This window comes from Nocardioides sp. Iso805N (assembly GCF_000364605.1).
Taxonomy (GTDB): Bacteria; Actinomycetota; Actinomycetes; order Propionibacteriales; family Nocardioidaceae; genus Nocardioides.
Genome location: NZ_KB822577.1, coordinates 337,968 through 354,649, shown reverse-complemented (window position 1 = coordinate 354,649; position 16,682 = coordinate 337,968). Strand labels below are relative to the sequence as shown.

Annotated in this window: 16 protein-coding genes and 1 tRNA gene; 7 read left to right on the top strand and 10 right to left on the bottom strand. The window is 70.3% G+C overall.

Annotated elements, in window-relative coordinates:
• The first annotated feature begins 30 nt into the window (after window positions 1–30).
• Window positions 31–639 (top strand): TetR/AcrR family transcriptional regulator, encoded by a 609-nt coding sequence (locus H036_RS0109315; protein WP_017934517.1) that lies wholly within the window; start codon window positions 31–33, stop codon window positions 637–639.
• 6 nt (window positions 640–645) lie between these two features.
• Here H036_RS0109315 and H036_RS0109310 read toward each other — a convergent pair whose 3' ends face one another.
• From H036_RS0109310 to H036_RS0109295, 4 genes are read right to left on the bottom strand one after another with little or no spacing between them, the layout of a single operon-like run.
• A complete protein-coding gene (locus tag H036_RS0109310) occupies window positions 646–1,572 on the bottom strand; it encodes a LysR family transcriptional regulator (protein ID WP_051068645.1) in 927 nt (308 codons plus the stop codon).
• An 11-nt stretch (window positions 1,573–1,583) separates the two neighbouring features.
• Entirely contained in the window at window positions 1,584–2,675 is a 1,092-nt protein-coding gene (locus tag H036_RS0109305; protein WP_198289932.1) for an NAD(P)/FAD-dependent oxidoreductase, read from the bottom strand.
• 35 nt (window positions 2,676–2,710) lie between these two features.
• Window positions 2,711–2,899 (bottom strand): ferredoxin, encoded by a 189-nt coding sequence (locus H036_RS0109300; RefSeq protein ID WP_017934514.1) that lies wholly within the window; start codon window positions 2,897–2,899, stop codon window positions 2,711–2,713.
• Entirely contained in the window at window positions 2,896–4,071 is a 1,176-nt protein-coding gene (locus tag H036_RS0109295) for a cytochrome P450 (protein ID WP_017934513.1), read from the bottom strand. Before H036_RS0109295 ends, H036_RS0109300 begins: the two co-directional genes overlap by 4 nt.
• 155 nt (window positions 4,072–4,226) lie before the next feature.
• Here H036_RS0109295 and H036_RS0109290 point away from each other — a divergent pair, with 155 nt between their 5' ends.
• The 4 genes from H036_RS0109290 to H036_RS24880 all read left to right on the top strand — a co-directional run bounded on the left by H036_RS0109290 (window position 4,227) and on the right by H036_RS24880 (window position 10,269).
• Window positions 4,227–6,140: an FAD-dependent monooxygenase gene (locus H036_RS0109290; RefSeq protein WP_017934512.1), complete on the top strand. Its 1,914-nt coding sequence runs from the start codon at window positions 4,227–4,229 to the stop codon at window positions 6,138–6,140.
• Window positions 6,141–6,157: 17 nt separating this feature from the next.
• Window positions 6,158–6,589, top strand: coding sequence for a MarR family winged helix-turn-helix transcriptional regulator (locus tag H036_RS0109285; RefSeq protein WP_017934511.1), 432 nt, complete (start codon window positions 6,158–6,160; stop codon window positions 6,587–6,589).
• A 407-nt stretch (window positions 6,590–6,996) separates the two neighbouring features.
• Window positions 6,997–9,684, top strand: coding sequence for a MobF family relaxase (gene mobF, locus H036_RS0109275; protein WP_017934509.1), 2,688 nt, complete (start codon window positions 6,997–6,999; stop codon window positions 9,682–9,684).
• A gap of 372 nt (window positions 9,685–10,056) precedes the next feature.
• Window positions 10,057–10,269 carry a helix-turn-helix domain-containing protein gene (locus tag H036_RS24880; RefSeq protein WP_081615499.1) on the top strand — a complete coding sequence of 71 codons (213 nt, stop codon included), beginning with the start codon at window positions 10,057–10,059 and terminating at the stop codon, window positions 10,267–10,269.
• Between the two features lie 123 nt (window positions 10,270–10,392).
• Here the strand turns inward: H036_RS24880 and H036_RS0109270 are convergent.
• Window positions 10,393–10,469, bottom strand: a tRNA-Asp gene (locus H036_RS0109270).
• Window positions 10,470–10,574: 105 nt separating this feature from the next.
• Between H036_RS0109270 and H036_RS0109265 the strand changes: the two genes are divergently transcribed.
• A complete protein-coding gene (locus H036_RS0109265; RefSeq protein ID WP_017934508.1) occupies window positions 10,575–11,441 on the top strand; it encodes a PfkB family carbohydrate kinase in 867 nt (288 codons plus the stop codon).
• Window positions 11,442–11,448: 7 nt separating this feature from the next.
• Here the strand turns inward: H036_RS0109265 and H036_RS0109260 are convergent, their stop codons facing one another.
• From H036_RS0109260 to H036_RS0109240, 5 genes are all read right to left on the bottom strand, one after another.
• Window positions 11,449–12,288: an SDR family oxidoreductase gene (locus H036_RS0109260; protein ID WP_017934507.1), complete on the bottom strand. Its 840-nt coding sequence runs from the start codon at window positions 12,286–12,288 to the stop codon at window positions 11,449–11,451.
• A 30-nt stretch (window positions 12,289–12,318) separates the two neighbouring features.
• Window positions 12,319–13,230: an energy-coupling factor ABC transporter ATP-binding protein gene (locus tag H036_RS0109255; protein ID WP_017934506.1), complete on the bottom strand. Its 912-nt coding sequence runs from the start codon at window positions 13,228–13,230 to the stop codon at window positions 12,319–12,321.
• The gene (gene cbiQ / locus H036_RS0109250; RefSeq protein ID WP_017934505.1) at window positions 13,227–14,159 is read right to left on the bottom strand and encodes a cobalt ECF transporter T component CbiQ; all 933 of its coding nucleotides are present in this window, start codon (window positions 14,157–14,159) and stop codon (window positions 13,227–13,229) included. Before cbiQ ends, H036_RS0109255 begins: the two co-directional genes overlap by 4 nt.
• Entirely contained in the window at window positions 14,152–15,243 is a 1,092-nt protein-coding gene (gene cbiM, locus H036_RS0109245; protein WP_017934504.1) for a cobalt transporter CbiM, read from the bottom strand. The genes cbiQ and cbiM overlap by 8 nt, the downstream gene beginning before the upstream one ends.
• A gap of 126 nt (window positions 15,244–15,369) precedes the next feature.
• Window positions 15,370–15,792 (bottom strand): TOBE domain-containing protein, encoded by a 423-nt coding sequence (locus H036_RS0109240; protein WP_017934503.1) that lies wholly within the window; start codon window positions 15,790–15,792, stop codon window positions 15,370–15,372.
• A 98-nt stretch (window positions 15,793–15,890) separates the two neighbouring features.
• On the opposite strand from H036_RS0109240, the gene modA reads away from it, so the two are divergent.
• Window positions 15,891–16,670, top strand: a complete 780-nt coding sequence (modA, locus tag H036_RS0109235) for a molybdate ABC transporter substrate-binding protein (protein WP_017934502.1) — start codon at window positions 15,891–15,893, stop codon at window positions 16,668–16,670.
• Window positions 16,671–16,682: the final 12 nt, after the last annotated feature.

Here is a 16,682-nt window from a genome sequence, read left to right as displayed (position 1 = left end):
TCGGCGTACTCCCTGGGCTAAGGTGCGAGCATGGCGAACCTCCGCGCGGCCCAGAAGCAGCTGACCCGGCGACTCCTCCTGGACGCGGGCCTCGACCTCTTCCGGACCAAGGGGTACGCCGCCACCACCGTGGACGACGTCGCGAAGGCCGCGGGCACCACGCGCGTGACGTTCTACGCCTACTTCTCCTCGCGCACCGAACTCATGAGGGCGCTCATCGACGAGAACCTCAACGAGGTGCTGGAGCGCGGCCGGTCCGCCGAGCACGGGTCCACCGCCCAGGACCTGGTCGCGACCGTCGCCGACGGCAGTCGCGAGGCGATCGAGGGTTGGCTGCGGCATGTGGCGCAGAGCTGGCCGCTGATCCACCCGATCATCCGGATCGCACGCGACGCCGCCGCCGTCGATCCGGAGCTGGTCAACCTGGTCGAGCGCTGGCTGGAGGAGCCGATCAGCGACATCGAGGACGGCCTGACCAGATCCGGTCGCCTCGCGCGCCACCAGCGCCACTTCCGCGGGGTGCTGGCCATGGCCCAGCTCGACTACGTCGCCCAGAACTGGGAGACCTCAGACTGGAAGCTCGATCGCGACCAGATGATCGACGAGCTCGCCCACGCGTGGACGCAGCTGCTCAACTAACCGCGATCACAGCGCTCCGGCGACCTCGAACAGCAGCCCACGCAGCCACTCGACGAAGTACTGGTCCGACAGACGCGGATTCCAGACCATGTCGATACCGACGCCGTGCAGCGGCAACGGGAACTCCTCGATCCTCAGCTCCCCCACCGCCTGCATGGCGGTCGCGACGCGCCGCCGCTGGAAGCCGACCACACCGCCGGAGCGCGCGACCAGGTGCGCGACCATCAGGTTGTCCGAGACGAGTTGTCCGATGCGGTACGCGATCCGATGCTCGTCGAGGACCGAGTAGGGCACCACCCGGCGCTCGGCATCGAACACGACATGCGGGTACGCCGAGATGAGCTCCAGGGCGCCGACCTCGGGCGGCGTGTCCGGCGAAGCGATGACGGCCCACCGGTCGTCGTAGAGCCGCTCGCGCGGGTACGGCGAGGCGAACGCATCCGACATCAGCACGACGTCGACGCCCTCCTCGGTGAAGGCAGAGTCCGTCGGCATGGTGATCGTCCGGATACGCAGGGTCGCCCGGGGAGCTCGCTCGGCGATCAGCCTGGCCAGCGGGGGGCCCACGACGAAGGCGGTCGGCGTCATCATCGCCACCGTGATGACTCGCGCGTCGGTGGCAGGGTCGAAGCCGGGGAAGTTGACCACATCGGCGGCCTGCCGCAGGACGACCCGCAGCGGCCCGATCAACTCCAAGGCTCGCGGCGTCAACCTGTTGCCGTTGGCCTGCCGCACGATGAGGTCGTCCCCCAGCAGTCGGCGCATACGCCCCAGGGCGTGGCTCATCGCCGGCTGGGTCAGACCGACCCGCTCGGCGGCCCGGGTGACCGAGCGCTCCTCCAACAAGGCGAGGAGGGGCACCAGCAGGTTGAGGTTGACCGAGGCAAGCCGGTCCAGCCCCGACCTGCCGGCGTCCCGCTCCACAGCGCTCACAGCGCCGAACCCTACGCCGCTGCGACGCTCAGCCGGCGCAGTCGCGGGATGGGAATGCGGTAGTTGAGGGCGACCGCGGCCTCCGGCCAGCGCATGAGTCCCGCGCCCGGCCCGCCCTCGACGTACTCCGGATCCCCGCTCACCGGGAGCCGGCCGGCCGCTTTGAGCGTGAGTCCGAACTGCTCGGTCCAGAAGTAGGGCCGCAGCTCGAGCGGTGACGCGGCCTCGCCGAGGAGCAACGCGGCGGCCGCGGTCTTGGCCTGCTCGATCGCGCTGGTCCACAACGGGATCCGGCGCCTTCCGTACGGCGTCGGCATCACGGCGACATCTCCCACGGCAGCGACGTCGGGACGTGCCAGACCACGAGTGTCGACATGGATCCCGTCAGGAGCGCTCAGGCCCGTACTCGCGAGCCACTCGGTGTTGGCGACATCGCCCACGGCGGAGACGACGAGATCCGCCTCGAGCGCCCCACCCTCGGCCACGACCACGCGGACCATGCCATCGGCCGACGCCTCGAGCACCGCTCCGGCGCTCTCAACGATCGCGAGCCCGCGGTCGAGCGCGGCTCGCGTGAGGATGCCGGCGAGGTGGACGCCGAGCTGCTGCACCAGCGGCATGCCCTGGGAGACCAGGGTCACCTCGCACCCACCGGCACGACAGGCCGAGGCGATCTCCATGCCGAGCGGTCCCCCGCCTACGACGATCACCGAGCTCACCGAGGCGAGGCGTTCGCGCAGGTACAGGGCATCGTCGAGGCCTCGCAGGGTGACCTCGCCCGGCAGCGTCGAGAGCCGCCTCGCCCGGGAGCCACTAGCGACCACCAGGCGGTCGTAGGGCAGGCCCTCGCCGCCGTCCAGGAGGACGCAGCGGGTGTCGAGGTCGAGTCCGCTGACGGTGAGGCCCATCAGCTCGGTCGCGCCGTGAGTGGGAGCAGGCAGGTGGTGGGAGGTGAGGCCCGCCTCCTCCAGCAGCAGCGCCTTCGACAGCGCCGGTCGACTGTAGGCGGGGTGCGGCTCGTCGCCGACGATGGTGAGCTCACCGTCGAAACCCGCCTCGCGCAGCGTGTGTGCGGCGGTGACGCCGGCGATGCCGTTACCCACCACGACGATGCGCCGGCAAACCGATCCAGCGGTGTTCATGCGATCCGCAGGGCAGCGACCGGGCACACCCGCACGGCCGCGTGGGCCAGGGCGGCCTCCGACTCGCCGACGTCGGCACGGTCGATCACGAGCTCGCCCTCGTCGTCGAGGTGCATCAGGGACGGCGCGGCCTCCTCGCACAGTCCGTGGCCCTCGCAGCGGGGACGGTCGAGTTCGATCCTCATGCGGTGACCACTTCCAGGACGGGGAGCGCGTGGACGCTCCGGGTGACGTTGTGCGGGATCCGGGTCGGGGTGCCGACGACCAGCCGCTCGACGCGGCGAGCCAGAGCGTCGATGACGGCGTGGGCCTCGAGCCGCGCCAGGCCCTGACCGGCGCAGCCGTGCACGCCGTACCCGAGCGAGAGGTGGTCCACGGGGTTGCGCTCGACACGGAACGTGTCGGGATCGTCGTAGTGCAGCGGGTCGCGGTTGCCGGAGCCGAAGAGGATCGCCACCCGAGCCCCCGCCGGGATCACCACGCCCTCGATCTCGACGTCCCTCGTCGTCTCGCGGCCCCAGGCGTTGATCGGCGCCCAGAAGCGGAGCACCTCGTTGAAGGCGGCTGGCACGAGCGATGGGTCCTTGCGCACCAGGGCGAGCTGGTCGGGGTGGGAGGCAAAGAGCGCCACGATGTTTCCGATCGCGCTGACAGTGTTCTCCACCCCGGCCGCGAGGTACTGGTGGATGATGGGTCCTGCCGCGCCTGGCGGAATCGCGCCGCGCTCCTCCGCCTCGAAGATTCCCCGTCCGATCGACCCCTCGGCGAGGTCCGCCTTCGAGACCGTCGAGCACCACTGGTAGAGCTCACCTGCGATCGGGAAGCTCTCGGCGGTGCGCTGGTTGAGCGGCCCGATGACCTGGTTGGCGGCCTTCCCCCAGGCCAGCATGCGGCCGCGAACCTCGCCGGTGAAGCCGACCAGGTCGGCGACGATCTCCAGAGGGAGCGCCCGAGCGAGCGCGTCGATCGCCTCGAACGAGCCGGACGCGACCAGATCGGCGACGAGGGCGTCGGCCTTGGCGTCGATCTGGCTCTTCAGTCCGCGCAACGCGCGCGGTGAGAGGTTCTCGGTCAAGGCCGCGCGCAGCGCGGTGTGCTGTGGCGGATCCGATGCGAGCGAGGTGCCCATGAGCGCTTCGTTGACCGTCGGGTTGAAGCCGACGCCGTGGGCGGAGGAGAAGGTCTCCCAGCCGCCGAGTGCGGCTCTGATGGCGTCGTAGCGCGTGAGTGCGTAGACCTCGTTGGCAGGCAGGTGGACGACCGGTCCGAGAGCCCTGAGGTCGGCATAGCTCGGATAGGGGTCGGTGAGGACCTCGTCCGAGAAGAGATCGAGGTCCGATGTCGGCGGATGGGTCATGCCCTCCAGTGAACGTGAGCGTCGCCACATCAGTCCAACTCATAGTTTCTATAGGAACCTATGCACAAGATGCATGAGGTCACGAGTTAAATTCGTTGGGGTACTGACGATATGGTGGTGACGGCCACCACAATTTCCTGAAGGAGACCCCCGACGTGCAGTTCTATCGCGACGGCTACCGACCCGGCGATCCCAGCGTGCTCCCCGCCTCGCCGCAAGCGCTCGCCCGCAGCTCCGAACTGCCCGATCGCGTCGACGTCCTGATCGTTGGGACCGGTCCGGCGGGCACGGTCCTCGGCGCTCAGCTGGCTGCCTTCCCCGACATCCGAACCGCCGTCGTAGAGCGACGCGGCGGTCCCCTCCAGGTGGGCCAGGCCGACGGAGTGGCCTGCCGGACGGTCGAGATGTTCCAGGCCTTCGGCTTGGCCGAGGCCCTGTTGCACGAGGCCTACTGGGTCAACGAGGTGCGCTTCTGGGGCCCCTCGGCAAACGACCGCTCGAGGATCGAGCGCACCGGCTGGGTCCAGGACACCCCCGAGGGCCTGAGCGAGTTCCCCCACGTCATCGTCAACCAGGCAAGGATGCAGCAGTTCCTCCTCGACCACATGGCCAAGTCCCCGAGCCGCCTGGAGCCGCACTACGGCGTCGAATTCGCCGGGCTCGAGATCGGCACTGGCGAGTACCCGGTCGCGGTCACCCTCCGGCGTACCGACGCGGTGGGCGTGGTCGAGGAGCTCACCATGCACACGAAGTACGTCGTGGGCTGCGACGGCGCACGCAGCGCCGTCCGCCGCGCAATCGGCCGGGAGCTGCACGGCGACGCCGCCAACCACGCCTGGGGGGTCATGGACGTGCTGGCCACCACGGACTTCCCCGACTGGCGGACGAAGAACGTCGTCCAGTCCGCGGGAAAGGGCAGCCTGCTGATGATCCCGCGCGAGGGCGGCAACATGGTGCGCTGCTACGTGGACCTCAGCGAGGTCCCCGCCGACGACGCAGGCCGGATCCGCGGCACGACGGTGGAGCGGATCACCGAGGTGGCCAACGACATCCTGCACCCCTACTCGATCGACGTGCGGTCGGTGGCGTGGTCGTCGGTCTACGAGGTGGGCCAGCGCATCGCGGACAAGTTCGACGAGGTGCCGGCCGATGACACCAGCGGCCGCACGCCCCGGGTGTTCATCGCCGGCGACGCCTGCCACACCCACTCGGCCAAGGCCGGGCAGGGGATGAACGTCTCCATGCAGGACGCGTTCAACCTCGGTTGGAAGCTCGCGGCCGTGCTCGAGGGCCGCTCGGAGGAAGCGCTGCTGCACACCTACTCCGCGGAGCGGCAGGCCGTGGCCCAGGACCTCATCGACTTCGACCGGTTCTGGTCGGCCTTCATCGCCCAGCCCACCCTCGACCCGGCTCACCCCGAGCTCGGCGGCGTGACCGCAGCCGAGATGACGGCCGAGTTCGCTCGTCAAGGCCGTTACACCGCCGGCCTCGCGACGACGTACGCGTCTTCCGTGCTCACGTCCGGCACCGAACACCAGGCCCTCGCCACCGGATTCCAGGTCGGGAGCCGCTTCCACTCCGCCCGCGTCATCCGGCTCGCCGACGGGCGGCCGACGCAGCTCGGGCACGCCCACCGGGCGGACGGCCGGTGGCGCCTCTTCGCCTTCGCCGACTGTGACGGCGCCGCGCTGCGCGACCTCGCCGAGTGGCTCGCCGGCTCCGCGGACTCGCCAGTGCGCCGATTCACTCCTACCGGCGGTGACATCGACAGCGTTATCGACATCCACGGGATCTACCGCTGCGGCCACCACGACCTGGACATCTCCACCGTGCCGGCACTCCTGCTGCCGACGACGGGGCCGCTCGGGCTGCAGGACTGGGAGAAGGCTTGGGCCATCGACCCACGCGCCGACATCTTCACCGAGCGAGGCATCGATCCCGCCGGAGCCATCGTGGTCGTGCGCCCCGACCAGTACGTCGCCGCGGTCCTGCCACTCACCGCCCGTGCCGAGCTCACCGAGTTCTTCGCCGGCTTCCTCCTCGAGCCGCAAGCGCCGGTCGCTCGGTGAGCGCGTCGACATCCGCCGTGCCCGAGGATCTTGAGCCGGAGCCGCAGCGCTACACCGGATACCTCATCCGACGGGCGCAGCAGCTGCATGTCGCCGCTTGGATGCGGACCGTCTCGACCGAGATCTCCACGGTGCAGTACTCCGCGCTCGTCGTGCTCGACCAGCGGGGCACGATGAGCCAGCGGGAGTTGTGCGACGCCATCGACCTGGACCGCTCGACGATCGCGGACATGGTCGCTCGGATGGAGCGTCGCGGGTTGGTCGTCCGCACAACGGATCCCGACGACGGCCGACGCAAGGCTGTCGAGCTGAGCGAGCACGGCCGTGCCGAGCGCCGGCGGCTCCGGCCCCTCGTCGAACAGGTCGAGGGCATCCTCACCGACGCTCTCAGCGTCCACACCCGCAACGCCCTGCGCGACGGCCTGCGCCGGATGCTTGCCGATAGCTGAGCCTGTTTGGTCGCGATGCTTCAGCACGCCGAGAAGACCGCGGACGGGGCCCAAGGGATGCTCGACGACGGGTCGTCGGCCTTGGCTTGCGCCCCACGGTGCCTCGATCTGGTGAATCTCGTCGATATGCGCGAGGGCCGTGGCTCTCACTGACAGCCCAAGCGAGTGTTGACGGCGGGTCCGTACGTTCGCCCCGGAAACCATCATCCCCTCTGCTCACTACTCCTACTCCCCGTCAAGGCCTCACAGCACCGTGCGCTACTGAAAACCGTCGACTCTTCACGGCCCTCATGTTTTCGTCCCCATCCGGCCTTTAAGCCCCTCCCTCCACAGCGGCACGCATGCTACGGAGCTCCGTAGGGGCCGCCGGTGCACCTCGAGATCGAGGGTTCTCGAAGGTGTGCGGGGTGGTCGGGGTGCATGGCGGGGTGAAGTTCTATCGCGGCGCAGCCAAGGCCGCCCGCTCGTATCTGGAGCGGGATCACTCGCGTGCCGATGACTACTACCTGCGCGAGGGCCACGGCCTGGCGCTGCGCCTGACCGCGCCGCCGGAAGGCGTCGTGCGTACCGGCTCGATGGACGGCGACGCCTACGAGAAGTGGGTCGCCGGCATCGACCTCGATACCAACGAGCCGAAGGGCCGGGTGCGAGACGACGAGCACGCCCTTCGGTTCCTCGAGGTCACCGTCAACGGCCCCAAGACCTGGTCCCTGGCCGCAGCACTACTTCCGGAGATCTCCGTCGCGCTCGATGCCGCACAGGATCGCGCTGCGGCCGAGATCGTCGGGTGGGTTGCATCGCACGCCACCACCCGGATCGGCCCGAAGGGCCGGCAGGTGCAGATCGGAGTCGAACAGGTAGAAGCTGCGGTGATCCGGCACTACACCTCCCGCGCCGGGGATCCGCACCGCCATCTTCACCTGCAGATCAACGCCCGTGTCTTCGCCGCGGGCGCCTGGCGCGGCATCCATTCGGTCGGCGTCCGAGACAGCATCGCAGCCATCAACGGCATCGGACACGCCGCCGTCGCCACCGACCCCGCCTTCCGGGCGGTCCTGGCAGCGCACGGATTCACCCTGGACCCGCAGACCTCCGAGATCCGTGAGCTCATGCCGTACGCAGGCAGGTTCTCCGCGAGAGCGCAGCAGATCCGCCGCAACATCGACCGCTACGAAGCCGGGTGGCGCCGCGCCCACCCCGGGCAGGAGCCGGGGCCGCGGCTACGAGCCGGATGGGATCAGCGAGCATGGGCCGAGGCCAGACCCGACAAGCCCCACCAGACCGGCCACGGCGATGCGGCTGACAAGCCTGTCGCGGTCGACGGCGCCGAGCTTGTCGCTCGGTGGAACCAAGAACTCAGGGACCTCGGCTACCGCGACCTCACCGCGCCGGCGCCGCCGGAGCCTGTGGGTCCGGGAGCGCGGCCGGGGTGGATCGACCGCGACGCCGCTGCCGAGCTCGTCCTGGCCCAGCTCGGCGCCAAGCGCTCGGCATGGAACGCCGCGGACATCCGCGGGCGCGTCGAAGTCCTCCTCGCCCGCACCGGCCTGATCACCGATACCTCGGTACGCGCGGAACTGGCCGAGGACGTCACCCACCGTGCCGTCGACCGTTGCGTGCAACTGCTGGCCTGCCCCGACGTTCCCGAACACGTACGGGCACTCACGTCGCAGCGTGTCCTCGTCATCGAGAACGACATGATCGATCGGCTCGCCACCCGGGGCCGTGCACCGGCACGGCGCACCCGAATTGGTGGACGTGGCCTGGTGCGCATCGACCCGACCCAAGCCGCCGTGGTCGGTGCCCTGGCCGGCGACGGAACCCTGGTCGTGGTCGAGGGTGCCGCCGGCGCGGGGAAGACCACCGCCCTGGCCGCCGCCCAAGCCATGCTCGCTCGGCAAGGACATCGGATGCTGGTCGTGACACCGACGTTGAAGGCCGCCCAGGTCGCCGCCTCGGAGACCGGCGCCGATGGACACTCCGCGGCCTGGCTCATCCACCAGCACGGCTGGCGCTGGGACGACGACGGTCACTGGACCCGCCAGCCCGACGCCCTTCCCGACACTGCCCTGCGTCCGGCGGCGCGGCTGCGGACCGGGGATCTGCTGCTCGTCGACGAAGCGGGAATGCTGGATCAAGACACCGCGCAAGCCTTGATGACGATCGCGGACGAGACCGGCGCCAGGCTCGCGCTCGTGGGAGACCGCCACCAACTGCCCGCCGTGGGTCGTGGTGGCGTCCTCGACCACGCCCACCACTGGGCCCACCCCGCCGCCGTCGTCACCCTCGAGAGCGTGCACCGGTTCACCGACCCCAACTACGCGGCCCTGACATTGAAGATGCGCACTGGTAGGGACTCTGCGGCCGTGTTCGACGAACTGTGCCGGCGCGGTCTGATCCAGGTCTACCGCAGCGAGGTCGAGCGCACCGCCGCCCTCGCGCAGCTCGGCGCCGACGGAGCCCTCGTCCTGGCCGAGCGCCGTGAGCTCGTCAGCGATCTCAACGCCGCCATCCACGACCAGCGAAACGTCAGCGATGGTGCCGACCCGGCTGCGCGCGTGGTCGCCACCGCGGGCGGCGAGCACATCGGCCTCGGCGACAAAGTCGCCACCCGACGCAACGACACCAGTCTCCACGTCGCGAACCGGCAGACCTGGACCGTCACCGGTATCCGCACGGATGGATCACTCGTTCTGCACGGCCACGGCCGGGACCGCGAGATCCCGGCCGCCTACGCGACCCGGTTCGTCGAGCTCGCCTTCGCCACCACCATTCACGGCGCCCAGGGCGAGACCGTCGACCACGCCCTCGTCGCGATCGAGGACACCACCACCGCGGCCGGCGCCTACGTCGCTATGACCCGCGGACGCCACGACAACACCGCCCATCTGGTCGCCGACAACCTCGACCAGGCACGCGAGCAATGGATCAACGTATTCAGTCGCGACCGCGCCGACCTCGGGCCTGCCCACGCCCGCGCCCTCGCCGCCGCAGCCATCGACACCTACGGACCCAACGCACCCCGACACCGCAGCGCGCCGCCGGTCGCACCGCCGATCATCCCGCAGGCGCACAGCACCGGCATCGGGCTCTGAACCCGCTCGGCGACGGTGCCGGAGGGCCTCCGGCACCAACGCGCGCGACTACCGCGGCCGACTAAAGCCGCAGGTCACACGGTCCCGCACCCGGTACGGGGCCGGTGGAGTGAATGGCGTCCGGACCCCTGGCTATTGCTACCACAGACGGTCCCGGGGACTCACCGGCACCACTCGCCCCACGGTCTCAGCAGCTCGCCGAAGCCGCCGCAGCCACCTGAGGTGCAAAGCCGTGCCTCCAAGGTGCGCCTCTAGCACCAAGCCGTCAACCCCTCGGGCCGGGTTCTACCTGGCGGTCGACGACGCCGGCGAGGAACCGGCGCGGTCAGTGCACCTCTCGGATAACCACACGTCATCAGGGAGGACATCGCCATGCCCCATCTGCCGCAGGACACCAGGGACAATCCGTACCTATCGCTGACCGACGCAGCAGACCTCGTAGGCCAGTCGGTCAACACGCTGCGCCGCAGGATCTCGTCTGGCAGCCTGCCTGCCTACCGCTTCGGCCCCCGGTCCATTCGCATTCGGCTGGCCGACCTCGAAGCTCTGGGACACCGGATTCCCAGTGCTCGTGGCGACTCTTGAAGAGCCGCCCACTTCGCCCCAGAGCGACCCGCGAGCCCATCTACATTGGGCACGCATTGGGCATGAAACCAAATGCGAAACGGCCTCTGATCAGCGTTTCCGCTGGTCAGAGGCCGTTTCGACTGGCGACCCCGACGGGACTTGAACCCGCGGCCTCCGCCGTGACAGGGCGGCGCGCTAACCAACTGCGCTACGGGGCCTTGGCGCTCCGGGCCGCGAGGCCTCGCGACCGGAACGAGAGAAACATATCCCACGCCTCGCGGAGATACCCAATCGGGGCCATCCCGCCCTGTCAGGATCGCTCCATGCAGGTTCCGGACGCCCTCGTCGTGGGCGAGGCACTGGTCGACATCGTGACCGATCTCGACGGTACGACGACACCACACGCGGGCGGCAGTGCCGCCAACGTGGCGGTCGCGCTGGCCCGGCTGGGCAGGCCGGTCCGCTTCGCCACCGCGTTCGCCGACGACGCGCACGGCCGGCTGCTGGCCGAGCACCTCGCCGCCGACGGGGTCCGCCTGGAGGGCGACCCGCGGATCCTGCGCAGGACCTCGACAGCGCACGCGACGCTGGGCCGGGACGGCTCCGCGAGCTACGTCTTCGAGCTGGAGTGGCGGCTCGGCGTGGTCGGCCTCGGTCGGCCGCGCGTGCTGCACGTCTGCTCCCTCGGGGTGGTGCTGGCGCCGGGCGCCGACGACGTACTCGCGCTGCTGGAGCGCGTCCCGCCGGAGACGCTCGTCTCCTACGACATCAACGTCCGGCCCTCGATCACCGGCACCGGCACGGGGCTGATCGATGCGGTGGAGCGAGTCGCTCGACATGCCGACCTGGTCAAGGCCAGCGACGAGGACCTGGCCGTCCTCTATCCCCAGCACGACGTCGAGCAGGCCGCCCACCACCTGCTCACCCTCGGGGCCCGAGCCGTCGTGGTCACTGAGGGCGCGGGGGGCGCCCGCTGGGTCACCGCGACGCAGACCATCGCCGTGGCCGCCGTCCCGGTCACCGTTGCCGACACCATCGGAGCCGGCGACACGTTCTCGGCGGCGCTGCTCGACGCGCTCTGGGACGACCCGCACCGCGACCCGCGCGAGGTCCTCGGCCATGCCGTCCGCGCGGCCGCTGTCACGGTGTCGCGTGCCGGAGCGAACCCGCCGTACCGGGACGAGCTCTAGCCTCGCCTCACGAGCCGACGACCTGCTCCAGGGAGCGCGCCGGATGCCCGGTCAGGTCGGCGATCGCTGTCGAGACGCCGGCGAGCGAGCCGTCCGCGATCGCGAGGTACGTCGAGACCCAGGCGTCGAGCTGCCAGTCCGGGGCGCCGTACACGGCGCGGGAGGCGTAGGCCTCCGGGACCGTCTCGGCGTGATAGCGGATCGAGCGACCCAACGCCGCCGAGAGCCGCGTCGCGACCTCGTCGAGCGTCAGCGCCTCCGGTCCGGTCAGGTCGTAGGTCGCACCCGCGTGGGCCGACGGATCGCGCAGCACCACGACGGCGGCATCGGCGATGTCGTCCTGGCCGACGGCTGCCACAGCGCCGTTGCCGGCCGGACCGCGCAGCACGCCGTCCTCCCCCACCATCAGCGGCAGGAAGTCGGCGTAGAGGCTGTCGCGCAGGAACGTGGAGCGCAGCCCGCTGGCACGGATGTGCTCCTCGGTCGCCCAGTGGTCACGCGCCAGCGTGAACGTAGCGTCCGGCGCGGCGCCGTAGAACGAGATGTAGACGAGGTGCTCGACCCCCGCGACAGCCGCCGCATCCACGAACGTCCGGTGCTGTGCCACCCGGTCGGGCGTCTCGGCGGCGGAGACCATCAGCACCGTGCCCGCACCGGCGAGCACGGCTCGCACCGCCTCACCGTCGGCGTACGTCGCCTGCGCGACCTCCGCGCCGGCCAGCCGCGGCACCCTGCCCGGGTCGCGCACGACCAGTCGCTGGGCCACGCCCAGCTCCGCCAGCCGGTGGGCGACCCTGCCGCCCAGCCGGCCGGTCGCGCCCGTCACCACGATCGGCGCCGCACTCATGGCCCGATCATGCCACCCACCGACGGAGCGCTAGTGGTGGTGCCCGCCGCGTTGGTGCGCGTGGCTGTGCTCGACCCGCTGCCCCTCGCGCAGGTGGACGTGGCTGTGCTCGTGGATGAGGTTCGCGCTCAGCAGCAGCGCGGTGTCGTCGAGGATCGCCCCCGGCGGCCCGCTCGCCAGGATCCGGTGGTCCTCGGAGAAGACCACGCAGCGGGTGGCGATCTGCTCGAGCACGTCGAGGTCGTGGGTGGCGTAGACGATGGTCTTGCCGGCCGCGTTGAGCTCCACGATCAGCTCGGCCAGCCACTGCTGGGAGCGCGGGTCGAGGGCCGCGGTGGGCTCGTCGAAGAGCAGCACCTCGGGGTTCATCACCAGCACCGAGGCGATCGCGACCTTCTTCTTCTGGCCGCCGGAGAGCTGGAAGGGAGCCCGGTCGGCCAGGTCGGCGATGCCCAGCATGCCCAGGACGTCGTCGACCCGTTGCCGGGTCTCCTCGGCGGAGAGCCCGAGCTGCAGGCAGCCGAAGGCCACCTCCTCGCGGACGGTGGGCGAGAAGACCTGGGTGTCGGAGTTCTGGAACACGAAGCCCACCCGGGAGCGGAACGCCTCGACGTACTGCTCGTCCTCGAGGTTGCCCTCGGTGACCAGGTGACCGAACGCGTGCAGGGTCCCCTCGCTCGGGAAGACCAGGCCGTCGAGCACCTTGAGCAGGGTCGACTTGCCGGAGCCGTTCGCGCCGAGCAGCGCGACCATCTCGCCCGGCATCACGTCCAGGTCGACGCCGTCGAGGGCCGCGAACCGGTCGAGGTAGGAGTAGCGCAGGCCGCGGGCGACGAAGATCGCGCCCGGCGGAGCGTCGGCCGGAAGCGGGGCGTGGTCACCCGCGGACAGGGTGGGCGGGCCGGCGTGGTCGTGACTGATGAGGCTCTCCTGGGTGGTCATCGGCCGAGCATCCGATCGGCGGTGAGCATGAGCGCGGTGGCGAGGACCGCGACGGCCAGGGCGACCAGGTCGGCCCGCCGCAGCCGCAGGGTGTCGAGGACCCGGGCCTCGCCACGGTACCCCCGGGCCACCATCGCCTGGTGCACCTCCTCGGAGAGCTGGTTGGCCTTGCCGACCAGCGCACCGGCGCTGGCACCGACGAAGGCGCGCGCGGTGCGGTCGTGCTTGACCCGCGCCATCGTGCGGGCCTTGCGCGCCTCATACATGTCGGTGACCGAGTCCAGCAGCAGGAAGATGTAGCGGTAGGCCATCCCGATCACCAGGATGAACATCCGCGGCACGCCGAGGCCGCGGAGGCCGGCGAGCAGACGGTTCCACGGCGTGGTGACCGTGACGAGCACGACCAACGAGATCGAGACGGCGACGCGGGAGACGACCAGCGCTGCCGAGCGCAGCCCTTGGGCGGTCAGCCCCTGAGGCTGGCCGTGCCAACTCCACAGCTCGACCACGACATCGCCGTGCGTGACGATCGAGAGCGTCGCCGGCAGCACCACGATCAGGGTGAAGATCGGCACGAAGAGCCAGACCCGCTTGAGGAAGAAGCCGAGCGGGACGCGCGACGCGCCGGCCAGCGCCAGCACGACGACGTACGTCGCCAGCAGCGTCTCGAGGTGGTGCGCCAGCCCCGCCCCGATCAGCAGCAGGAGCATCCCGCCGAGCTTCGCGCGCGGGTCGAGCCGCTGCAGCAGGCCGGAGCGGCGGGCCAGGTCGTCGCTGAACATCACCTGGCGCAGCAGGTCCGAGCCGCCGGTCAGGGTCTTCTCGACGAACGAGCCCTTGGTCCGCTTGCCGATGCAGCCGCACGGGCACAGCCCGACGTTGCTCGAGAGCAGCCACGATGGCGTGGTGGTCGTGGTGTGCTCAGCCAAGGCGCTGTGGCTCCTGCTCGCGCTCCCGGTCGGCATCGCGGCGGCCGAGGACCGCCCGCATCACCAGCCCGATCAGCAGGATCGCCACGCCGACCACCACGATGCCGATCAGCGCCGAGAGGATGTAGCCCAGGTCGGCGTGGTCGCCACTGCTGAAGCCGTAGCCGCCCAGCAGGGTGTGGCTCCAGAAGCCGTTGTACTTGTCCAGCCCTGCCGGCACCGCGTGCAGCCCCAGCTTGTTCAGGTTGAGGTCGTTCGGGTTGTCCTCGCCGAAGGCGCCGCCGGGCGCCAGCAGGCCGAGCGGGCTGAGGACCACCATCAGGACGACGAAGCCGAGCGCGACCCTGGCCGGGGCCAGCGTCCGGGCCGGCCGTGGGGCCCGGTCGGCCTCGGTGAGCGGGATGCCGGGATGGCTGGGCACCAGCCGCGACACGTCGGCCCGCTGGAGGTAGGCCACGATCGCGGCCGACATGACCGCCTCGACGAGCCCCGCGATCGTGAGGTGCGGGATGGCCATCGCGGGGATGGTCTGGCTCAGGTGGTACGGCGAGTAGAGCGGCGTGCCGTCGGCGCTCTTGAACAGGTCCGGCTGGATGCCGAACTCCACTGCTGCGGCCAGGGCGGCGGCGTTGATCCCGACGTACCCGCCGATGGCGGCGGCGACGACGCGGCGCCCGCTCGTCAGCGGCGTGCGCCCGGCGATCAGCCGGTAGATGCCGTAGCCGACGAACGGCAGGATGATCGCCATGTTGACCACGTTGACGCCGTACGAGAGCACGCCGCCGTCGCCGAAGAGCAGCGCCTGGAAGAGCAGCGCCACCGAGACGGCTATCACCGCCGCCCACGGCCCCAGGCAGATCGCGATCACCGCTCCCCCGACCGCGTGCGCCGTGGTGCCGTCCGGGATCGGGACGTTGAACATCATCACCAGGAACGAGAGCGCGGAGAAGACCGCGAGCATCGGCACGTTGCGGGTCTTGACCACCTTGCTGACCCGCTTGCTGGCGATCGCCCACGTCGGTATGGCGACGGCGTAGCCGACGGCGCAGGTGGACGGGCTCAGGTAGCCGTCGGGGATGTGCACGTGGGACCTCTCGTCGATCGCGCACGGCGCGCATCGATCACACCGGCACGTCGATGCTATCGCCATCCCCTGCTTGTTGCGAGTGCCTCGCAATAACGTGGACTACCGCTGCGGCCGATGGGCTCGTCAGCCGTGGAGCCGGTCCGGCACCGGTGACCCGGCGGGCCGCGGCGCCTCGATCTCGACGATCACGTTGGTGGCCTTCACCACCGCGCTCGCCGCCACGCCGGGCTCGAGGCCCAGCTCGTCGGCAGCCTCGCGGCTCATCAGCGAGACCAGCCGATACTCGCCGCAGGCGAGCTCGACCTGCGCCATCACGCCGTCACGGACCACGGAGGTGACCACGCCCGTCAGCCGGTTGCGCGCACTGGAGACCCGCTCGCGGCTGCGGGTCGCGGCGAGCAGCTCGGGCAGTCGGTCCGCGTCGAGCACCCGCTGGTTGCCCCGCCGCTCGAACGCGATCCGGCCCTCACCCTCCCAACGGCGCAGCGTGTCCGGGCTGACGCCCAGCGCCTGGGCCACCTCGCCGATTCGCAGGTACTGGGGCATGGATCGAGGCTAGCGGCTCAGAGCGGGAAGCTGACCCCGCCGGTGCTGGCGAGACCAAGTACCTGGGTAATACCTAGGAAGTATGGTTCGATTCGATCATGCGGACACGGATCCTCGGGCTCTTGGTAGCGGCGCTGATGGTTGCCGGCGGCGCCTCGGCGTGCGGAAGGTCCGACAGTGGTGGCGGCGGTGGCAGCGGGTCGAAGACGACCTTGACGGTCTTCGCCGCCGCATCCTTGACCTCGACGTTCCAGAAGATCGGCGACAAGTTCGAGGACGAGCACCCCGGGGTCAAGGTCGAGTTCAGCTTCGGCGGCTCCTCCGACCTGGTCTCCCAGATCCAGCAGGGTGCGCCTGCGGACGTCTTCGCCTCGGCCGACACCGCGAACATGGACAAGCTGACCGCCGCGAACCTGCAGGCCGGCGACCCCAAGAACTTCGCCTCGAACACCCTGGAGATCGCCACTCCGCCCGACAACCCGGCCGACATCGCTTCGTTCGCCGACCTGGCCAAGCCGGGTGTCAAGGTCGTCGTGTGCGCGCCCGAGGTGCCCTGTGGCGCGGCAGCCGTGAAGATGGAGTCCGTGACCGGAGTGACCCTCAAGCCGGTCAGCGAAGAGGAGTCGGTGACCGACGTGCTGGGCAAGGTCTCCTCCGGTGAGGCCGACGCAGGACTCGTCTACGTCACGGACGTCGCTGCCGCCGGCGACAAGGTCAAGGGAGTCCCCTTCCCCGAGTCGAACAAGGTCGTGAACACGTATCCGATCGTGGCGCTGAAGGACTCCAAGCACTCCGACATCGCCCAGGAATTCGTCGACACGGTGACCGGCGAGACCGGCCAGTCGATCCTGGCAGCCGCCGGCTTCGCCAAGCCCTGAGCACCCCGGTCC

Excerpts from the sequence above, each read along its gene's own strand:
- H036_RS0109315 (WP_017934517.1), top strand. The coding sequence starts at position 31 with ATGGCGAACCTCCGCGCGGCCCAGAAGCAGCTGACCCGGCGACTCCTC.
- H036_RS0109300 (WP_017934514.1), bottom strand. The coding sequence starts at position 2,899 with ATGAGGATCGAACTCGACCGTCCCCGCTGCGAGGGCCACGGACTGTGC.
- H036_RS0109295 (WP_017934513.1), bottom strand. The coding sequence starts at position 4,071 with ATGACCCATCCGCCGACATCGGACCTCGATCTCTTCTCGGACGAGGTC.
- H036_RS24880 (WP_081615499.1), top strand. The coding sequence starts at position 10,057 with ATGCCCCATCTGCCGCAGGACACCAGGGACAATCCGTACCTATCGCTG.
- H036_RS0109265 (WP_017934508.1), top strand. The coding sequence starts at position 10,575 with ATGCAGGTTCCGGACGCCCTCGTCGTGGGCGAGGCACTGGTCGACATC.
- H036_RS0109260 (WP_017934507.1), bottom strand. The coding sequence starts at position 12,288 with ATGAGTGCGGCGCCGATCGTGGTGACGGGCGCGACCGGCCGGCTGGGC.
- H036_RS0109255 (WP_017934506.1), bottom strand. The coding sequence starts at position 13,230 with ATGACCACCCAGGAGAGCCTCATCAGTCACGACCACGCCGGCCCGCCC.
- H036_RS0109240 (WP_017934503.1), bottom strand. The coding sequence starts at position 15,792 with ATGCCCCAGTACCTGCGAATCGGCGAGGTGGCCCAGGCGCTGGGCGTC.
- modA (WP_017934502.1), top strand. The coding sequence starts at position 15,891 with ATGCGGACACGGATCCTCGGGCTCTTGGTAGCGGCGCTGATGGTTGCC.